This is a genomic window from Klebsiella sp. K-3, assembly GCF_051207495.1.
Classification (GTDB): Bacteria; Pseudomonadota; Gammaproteobacteria; order Enterobacterales; family Enterobacteriaceae; genus Klebsiella; species Klebsiella aerogenes.
The window spans coordinates 1-7,884 of the sequence record NZ_JBPNXF010000025.1; the positions used below are offsets into that span (position 1 = coordinate 1).

Consider the following 7,884-nt stretch of genomic DNA (forward strand, 5'->3'; position numbering starts at 1 on the left):
GAACCACTGTTGGTTATTAATGGACATGTTAACCTCGATTTCAGGATGCAGAGGAGCGGCTCCGCTGTATAACAGCGGAGCATTATTGTTATTAAATTAAAGAGGTATGTTATTCGCGGATTAGCCGACCGGCCTGTTGTAGCGCTTTGTAGGCCTCATACCTGCGTTGATGCAGCGGACTAAACGCCGTCTCGCTGCGATAGGTTTTATCCACTCTGGTGAACCGCTTCATGGCGTCCGGTAGCGAGGCGGCGACGTTGCCCGCGACGGCGCCGAGGATGGCGGAACCCAGCAATACGGGTTCGCTGCTGGCGGTGCTGACCACGGTCACGCCGCAGGCGTCGGCCAACAGTTGGCGTACCAGCGGGTGCTGCCCCGCGCCGCCGCTGATAACGATATTTTCGCTCTCAATACCACAGGCGCGTTGGGCATCGAGGATCTGCCGCAGGCCGTAGCCAATTCCGCATAATCCGGCGACGTACAGCGCGGTCAGGTTATCAAGATCCCGCTCCATCCCCAGCCCGGCAATCAGCGCTTTCGCGTGGGGGTCGGCAAGCGGCGCGCGATTGCCGAGAAACTCCGGTACGACATGCAGTCCATCTGCCAGCTGCACCGCCTCCGAAGGCGAGGCAACTTGCGCCAGCACGCGATCCGCCAGCCAGACCGGCAGAGGAACGGCGGCGGCTTTAGCCTGTTCACGCGCTTCGGCCGCCGCCGGATGGAAGCTCAGTAACTGGTCGATAGCCGCGCCGGCGGCGCTTTGTCCACCTTCGTTCAGCCAGTAACCCGGTACCATCGCCGAATAGTAAGGCCCCCAGACCCCTGGAACGAACACCGCTTTCTCGGTGGTGGTCATGGTGCAGGAGGAAGTGCCGAAGACGTAGGCCATATTATTCACCGCGCCGTTGAGTACGCCGACGGTGCCGATGCCGCCTGCGTGGGCGTCGATCATCCCGACCGCCACCGGCGTACCGACAGGCAGGCCCATCTCTTCAGCCGCCTCCGCGGTTAACCCATCACCACATGGCGTTCCCGGATCGACGATACGCTGGCCGATACGGGCGAAGTCTTCATCCGCCAGCTCTGCGAGGCCAATCTGGCGAAAGTAATCGGCATCCCAGCGTTTTTCATGGGCCAGATAGGTCCATTTACAGGTGACGGTACAGACGGATCGGGCCAGATCGCCGGTCGCGCGCCAGGTGAGATAGTCGGCCAGGTCGAAGAAATGACGCGCGGCGGCAAAGATCTGCGGGCGGTTTTCTTTCAACCACAGCAGCTTCGGTGTTTCCATTTCCGGAGAGATAGTCCCGCCGACGTACTGCAGCACCGGATGGCGGGTGGCATTGATGCGTTCCGCCTGTTCGGTGGCGCGGTGATCCATCCAGACGATAATATTGCGATCTGCCTCTTCGCTGGGCCCGACGGCCAGCGGCGCGTCATTCTCCCCGATTACCACCAGCGAGCAGGTGGCGTCGAAGCCGATACCGGCAACCGAGTGCGGAGAGACGGCGGCCTTTATGACCGCGCGTTTAATGCAGTCGCAAACCGCCTGCCAGATTTCGCGGCTGGATTGTTCCACCACGCTGCCGGCGCTGCGGAAGAGGGTGATCTCCCGGGTGGCGTGGGCCAGCAGTTCGCCGCTGAGGTTAAATACCCCGGCGCGCACGCTGCCGGAGCCGACATCGACGCCGATAATGGTTTGAGTCTCGCCATTCATAAAATCGTCCTTTTAGTCACCGATACCGGGGGTTATAAATCAACGCTGTTAGGCAGAATAACCAGGTCGCGTACGGTGACGTTTTTCGAACGGGTGACCATAAACAGCACCGATTCGGCAACTTCGATAGGCTGCATCAGGCTACCGTTAGCCAGCGCTTCTTCCATTTTCTCTTTCGGCCAGTCATCGAGCAGGGCGGTAACCACCGGGCCCGGCAGTACCGCGCCGACGCGGACGCCGTGTTGGGAAACCTGGCGGCGGGTGGTATGAACAAACGCCTGTACAGCGAATTTTGAGGCGGTATAGATAGGTTCCCAGATAACCGGCACCACGCCGGCGATGGAGCTGGTGAAAATAATATCGCCGGATTTTTGCGCGATCATATGCGGCAGCACGCTACGCACGCAGCGGAAGGCGGCGTTAGTATTGAGGTGCAGCACGCGATCCCAGACGTCCGGGTCACCCTCAGCGACAGGGCCGCCAATGTAAGCGCCGGCGTTGGCGTGGAAAATATCGAGACGGCCGGCAAGTTGCAGGATGCCGTCAATGATCTTATCCACCTGCTCGCCCTGCATCAGATCGACCTGTAAGGCAAAAGCGTTTTCGCCAAGCTCTGCCACAATCTTGTTGAGCTTTTCGCCTTCACGGTCGATCAGAACCACCTTCGCGCCCGCGCCAAGCAGGGTTTTCGCGCATTCAAGACCAATGCCGGAAGCGGCGCCGGTGACCGCGGCGACTTTGCCGCTAAGAGAAGTATTCATAGAGGATACGGAGTGGTTCATTTTATAATCCTTCATGTTGTCTGTTTTGCTCACCAAGCTGGTCTCGACGAGGTTGAGGAGCGGTTACCTGCTACAACAATCTGGCCTGTCAGAGCAGGAGTAACTAAGTTAAGCTATTGAATATCAGCATCATTTATTTCAATTTGCTGATGTCTGAACGATTATTGAGTGTATACGCTAGCGAGCGTCATGGTTGCTCAATCGATGAAGCTAATGTTGCGCCAGCTTCATCGATTGAGCAAGTGGGGAAATTAACAGCGAAATGAATTTGTGACGCAAGTTGGGAAAATGAAAAAAATCACTATCTACGATCTGGCGGAATTATCCGGCGTTTCGGCAAGCGCGGTGAGCGCGATCCTCAATGGCAACTGGAAAAAACGCCGTATCAGCGCCAAACTTGCGGAAAAAGTGACGCGCATTGCGCAAGAGCAGGGCTACGCGATTAATCGCCAGGCCAGCATGTTGCGCAGTAAAAAATCGCATGTCATCGGGATGATTGTCCCCAAATACGACAACCGCTATTTTGGTTCAGTGGCGGAAGGCTTTGAAGAGATGGCGCGTGAGCGCGGCCTGCTGCCGATTATTACCTGTACTCGCCGTCGACCCGAGCTGGAAATCGAAGCGGTGAAAGCGATGCTCTCCTGGCAGGTGGACTGGGTGGTGGCGACCGGGGCGACTAATCCGGATAAAATTACCGAGCTATGTCAGCAGGCGGGGGTGCCGACGGTTAACCTTGACCTGCCGGGCTCCACCGCGCCGTCGGTGATCTCAGATAACTACGCGGGCGCCCGCGCGTTGACCGATAAAATTCTTGATAACAGTCTCAATCGCCACGGCAAACTGGCGCCGCTGTATTTTGTCGGCGGGCGCAGCAGCGACCACAACACTCTGGAGCGTTTACGCGGATTTCGCGATGCTCATGCGGCGCGCGGCATGAGCGTGCCGGAAGAAAACATTCTTTCTCCGGGCTATTCAAAAGGCAAAGTGGAAGCCTGTATGCAGGCGCGTTTTAAAAGCGCCGATGAACATCTGCAGGGGTTCTTCGTTAACTCGACCATCTCGCTGGAAGGGGTGGTGAGATGGCTGGCGCAGTTGGGGCTGACCGGCGTCGAGCAGCCGCCGATGGGCTGTTTTGACTGGGACCCATTTGTTTATCTATTGGGTCACGATATTGACATGGTGCAGCAGAACGTCCCGGCGATGCTGGAAGCGGTATTCAATATCATCGACGCAGGCGAAGCCAGCCAGCAGCGGGTAGAGATCCCGCCGCTGCTGATTAGCAGCCGCGAGCATCTGGCGTGAAAAACCGCTGGCGCTAGCGCGTCAGCAGCCAGCGGGCGGTATGTTCATCGGTCACCAGGCCGTTAATCCAGCCGCCTTTTAACGCCGCGAGGATCGCCGGGCGCTTGTTCTCGCCACAGGCGACGGCTATCCGCGGGCACTGGTTTTGGCGGATATCGTAGCTGGTGATCAGGCGATTAATTTCGCTGTCGACGACGGAGCCGTCGGCATCGATAAAGCGGCCGAGGATCTCGCCGATGCCCCCGCGCGCCGTCAGTTCATCCAGTTGGACTTTATTAATAAACCCGTCTTTGAAGATCGGGCTTTGGGTACCCAATGGGCCGATACCGACGAAAATAACGTCCGCCTGCTGCGCTGCGGCAGAAACGTTGCTGAACAGGCGGCTGCCGCACCACATCTCATGTTCCTGACGGGTTTGCGCATAGCGCGGCGCGGGCCACTGGTAGTAGTTGGCCTGAATTTTCCGCGCCAGCAGCAACGGCACATCATCGTAGTAGTTGCATTTTCCTTCATCGTTCATTGCGCTAATCAGCGCCACGCAGCGGCTGTTCGGGCTATCGAAATCAATGCGCTGGATGGTTTTTTTCAGCGTTAATCCAGAACCAATGCCGATTATTTTGGCGTTATCGCTCTGCAGGTAGCGGGCCATCAACTGATAACAACCGAAGGAAACGCTATCCAGCGTGCTCTCTTCGTTGTAGGTCGGCACGATATTGCACTCGATGAGTTGATACTTTTCCTGCAACAACTGCGCATAATCGAGGCAGTTCGCCACCGGATGATGCAAGCCAATCGACACAATCCCTTCTTCTTTCGCCGCGGCGATAAGGCGCTGGACCACCGGCCTTGAGGTGCCAAGATGGCTGGCGATTTCGCTCTGATTCTGACCGGCAATGTAGTACATCCATGCGGCGCGGACCTTCTGATCCAGCCTGATGTCGTCTTCTTTACTCACGGTGTCCTGCCTTAAATACGCGGGCGCAGTAGCGCAGATACCCGCATTTTGGCTGCGGTTTTCAAAACAGGCAAGCTTTTGCTCTATTTTGGTCATTTGTAATTTTAATGGGTAATTGCTCTTTTGTGATCCGTAGCTCTTATTTGATTCAAATGATCATCTACAGTGAGCCGCATCACCTCAAGGAGAGCAGAACATGAATACGCAATTCACATGGCTTCACATTGGTCTCGGTTCTTTCCATCGAGCGCATCAGGCGTGGTACCTGCATCGACTGCGGGTTTCCGGCGATTCGCGCTGGCATATCGCGGCGGGAAATATTCGTAACGACGCCGAGCACGTGGTGCAGGCGCTGGCGGAGCAGAGAGGACGCTACGTCCTCGAGACGGTGAGCCCGGAAGGGGAGCGCGAATATGAAGAGATCGCCTCAATTCAAAAATTACTGCCGTGGCAGGCGGGACTGCAGCCGCTGATTGATGAAGGCGCGAACCCGCAGACTAAAGTCATTGCTTTCACGGTGACGGAAGGGGGTTATTACCTCAATACGCAGCATCGCCTGGAAACCAGCAACGCCGATCTGCAGGCCGATTTGCAGGGAGATTGCAAAACCATTTATGGCACCATCACCCGGATTCTTGAAAAACGCATCGCCGACGATGCGGGTCCGCTGACGCTGCTCAACTGTGACAACGTGCGCCACAACGGCGAACGTTTCCATGATGGACTGGTGGAATTTCTGCAACTGACCGGTAAACAGCAGGTTATTGACTGGCTGGCGGAGAACGCGACCTGCCCAAACACGATGGTCGATCGTATCACGCCGCGCCCGGCCGCCGATCTGGCGCCACGTATCAAAGCGCAAACCGGCATCGATGATAAAGCGCCGGTGATGGGCGAAACCTTTATTCAATGGGTAGTAGAAGATAATTTCCGCGCTGAGCGCCCGGCGCTTGAGACGGTGGGCGTGGAGATGGTGGCGTCGGTTATCCCCTATGAAGAGGCGAAGATTCGCATTCTTAACGCGTCGCATAGCTGTATTGCCTGGGCGGGAACCCTGTTGGGCCAGCAATATATTCACGAGAGTACGCTTACCGATGCCATCTACGCCATTGCTGAGCGTTACGTCAGCGAAGATGTGATCCCGTGTCTGGGTGATAACGGCATCGACCTGGCAACCTATCGCGACGTGGTACTCAAGCGTTTTACCAACCCCTATATCCAGGACACCAACCAGCGGGTGGCAGCCGATGGATTCTCAAAAATCCCGGCGATGATTGCCCCAACCCTGCAGGAGTGCTACCAGCGCGGCGTGCGCCCGCAGGCTACCGCTATGTTGCCGGCGCTGTTCTTTGTCTTTATGCAGCAGTGGCATAAAGGGGCTTTACCGTATCAGTACCAGGACGGAATTCTTGATGAATCGGCGGTACACGCCATGTTTAATTCGCCTGACCCGATCACCCAGTACGCCGGTGATAAAGCCCTGTTTGGCGAGCTGGCGGAATCGGCGGATTTCCACGCGCTGCTGCGTGAGCAAATCGCCGCCGTCTACGCGCTGACCCAGCAGGAGGCGCCATGTATTTAGGTATCGATCTCGGCACTTCGGAAGTTAAAGCGCTGGTGCTGGATGAAAACAATGCGGTCGTCGCCAGCCATAGCGCGCCATTGACCATTCAACGGCCGCATCCGCAGTGGTCTGAACAATCGCCGCAGGCGTGGTGGGAAGCGACAGAATATCTGATTGCCACTCTGCGCGAGAAGTGCGCGAGCCATTGGTCGGCGATTAAAGCCATCGGCCTTTCCGGGCAGATGCACGGGGCCGTACTGCTGGATGCCAGCGGCGAAGTGATTCGCCCGGCGATTTTATGGAACGATACCCGCTGCGCGCAGGAGTGCGCCGAGCTTGAAGAGATGGCGCCAGAGCTGCATCAGGTGGCTGGTAATCTGGCAATGCCGGGTTTTACCGCGCCGAAACTGCTGTGGGTGCGGCGTCATGAGCCGCAGCATTTTGCCCGTACCGCCTGCGTACTGCTGCCGAAGGATTTTCTGCGCTACAAGATGACCGGCAAAAAAGTCTCCGATATGTCGGATGCCGCCGGCACCCTGTGGCTGGATGTCGCGCGGCGGGACTGGTCCGACGCGCTGCTGCAAAAGTGCGGCCTGACGCGGCAACAAATGCCGGAACTGGTGGAAGGATGCGACGTTTCCGCCACGCTGGCGGCTGACATTGCCGAACGCTGGGGGCTTAATCCTTCGGTGCTGGTGGCGGGGGGCGGCGGCGATAATGCAGTCAGCGCGATTGGCGTTGGCGCGGTGTCGCCGGGAGACGCTTTTATCTCGCTGGGTACCTCCGGCGTGCTGTTTGTCGTCACCGACAGCTATCGTCCGGCGCCGCAGTCGGCGGTGCATGCTTTCTGTCATGTGCTACCGAACCTGTGGCATCAGATGAGCGTGATGCTCAGCGCCGCCAGCTGTCTGCAGTGGTTCTGTCGTCTGACCGGTACCACCGAAGTGGCGCTACTGGAGGAGATTGCCCAGTTAAGCGCAGACGAAAAAGCCAATGCGCCATACTTCCTGCCTTATCTTTCCGGCGAGCGTACCCCGCATAACGATCCTCTGGCGCGCGGTATGTTCTGGGGAATGACCCATGCCAGCCTGCGCGCTCAACTGGGATATGCGGTGCTGGAGGGAGTGAGCTTCGGTATTGCTGACGGCCTGCGCGTGTTGCAGGAGAGCGGAACCCGTATCGACCAGTGCTCACTGGTCGGCGGCGGCGCCCGCAGTCCGTTCTGGGCGCAACTGCTGGCGGATATCCTGGCGATGCCGGTGGTGACGCATAAAGGCGGGGAAACCGGCGGCGCGCTCGGAGCGGCGCGTCTGGCCTGCCTGGCGGCGGGCAAACCGCTGGCCAGCGTTTGTCATAAGCCGGAAATCTGGCAAACCTGGCAGGCGGATCCGCAGCGTCATCAGGCGCTGATGCCGCGTTACGCCCATTTCCAGTCTCTGTACCTCAACGACCGACACTTTCGACAGCAATAAGACATAAGACGCTCCGGCGAAACTGCCGGAGTGATTCTCCTGCACCCTACAACAACGAGGTCACCATGTCCGTTAATCACAAACAGTGGATG

Annotated in this window: 6 protein-coding genes; 3 read left to right on the forward strand and 3 right to left on the reverse strand. The window is 57.7% G+C overall.

Features of this window, described 5'->3' with window-relative positions:
- Positions 1–109 precede the first annotated feature (109 nt).
- Positions 110–1,717, reverse strand: a complete 1,608-nt coding sequence (locus ACSEMK_RS23845) for an FGGY-family carbohydrate kinase (protein WP_430915550.1) — start codon at positions 1,715–1,717, stop codon at positions 110–112.
- Positions 1,718–1,749: 32 nt separating this feature from the next.
- Entirely contained in the window at positions 1,750–2,499 is a 750-nt protein-coding gene (locus tag ACSEMK_RS23850) for an SDR family oxidoreductase (RefSeq protein ID WP_015365771.1), read from the reverse strand.
- A 288-nt stretch (positions 2,500–2,787) separates the two neighbouring features.
- Here ACSEMK_RS23850 and ACSEMK_RS23855 point away from each other — a divergent pair, with 288 nt between their 5' ends.
- Entirely contained in the window at positions 2,788–3,801 is a 1,014-nt protein-coding gene (locus ACSEMK_RS23855) for a LacI family DNA-binding transcriptional regulator (RefSeq protein WP_087859656.1), read from the forward strand.
- A 13-nt stretch (positions 3,802–3,814) separates the two neighbouring features.
- Here ACSEMK_RS23855 and ACSEMK_RS23860 read toward each other — a convergent pair whose 3' ends face one another.
- On the reverse strand, positions 3,815–4,756 hold the full coding sequence (locus tag ACSEMK_RS23860) for a sugar-binding transcriptional regulator (RefSeq protein ID WP_113375075.1): 942 nt from the start codon (positions 4,754–4,756) through the stop codon (positions 3,815–3,817).
- 196 nt (positions 4,757–4,952) lie between these two features.
- Here ACSEMK_RS23860 and dalD point away from each other — a divergent pair, with 196 nt between their 5' ends.
- Both dalD and xylB read left to right on the forward strand, forming a co-directional pair.
- On the forward strand, positions 4,953–6,338 hold the full coding sequence (gene dalD / locus ACSEMK_RS23865; RefSeq protein WP_316424230.1) for a D-arabinitol 4-dehydrogenase: 1,386 nt from the start codon (positions 4,953–4,955) through the stop codon (positions 6,336–6,338).
- Entirely contained in the window at positions 6,329–7,792 is a 1,464-nt protein-coding gene (gene xylB, locus ACSEMK_RS23870) for a xylulokinase (RefSeq protein WP_087859658.1), read from the forward strand. The genes dalD and xylB overlap by 10 nt, the downstream gene beginning before the upstream one ends.
- Positions 7,793–7,884 lie beyond the last annotated feature (92 nt).

What these genes read in the sequence shown, in the direction of transcription:
- ACSEMK_RS23850 (WP_015365771.1), bottom strand. Translation starts at nt 2,499, where the DNA reads ATGAACCACTCCGTATCCTCTATGAATACTTCTCTTAGCGGCAAAGTC.
- dalD (WP_316424230.1), top strand. Translation starts at nt 4,953, where the DNA reads ATGAATACGCAATTCACATGGCTTCACATTGGTCTCGGTTCTTTCCAT.
- ACSEMK_RS23845 (WP_430915550.1), bottom strand. Translation starts at nt 1,717, where the DNA reads ATGAATGGCGAGACTCAAACCATTATCGGCGTCGATGTCGGCTCCGGC.
- ACSEMK_RS23855 (WP_087859656.1), top strand. Translation starts at nt 2,788, where the DNA reads ATGAAAAAAATCACTATCTACGATCTGGCGGAATTATCCGGCGTTTCG.
- xylB (WP_087859658.1), top strand. Translation starts at nt 6,329, where the DNA reads ATGTATTTAGGTATCGATCTCGGCACTTCGGAAGTTAAAGCGCTGGTG.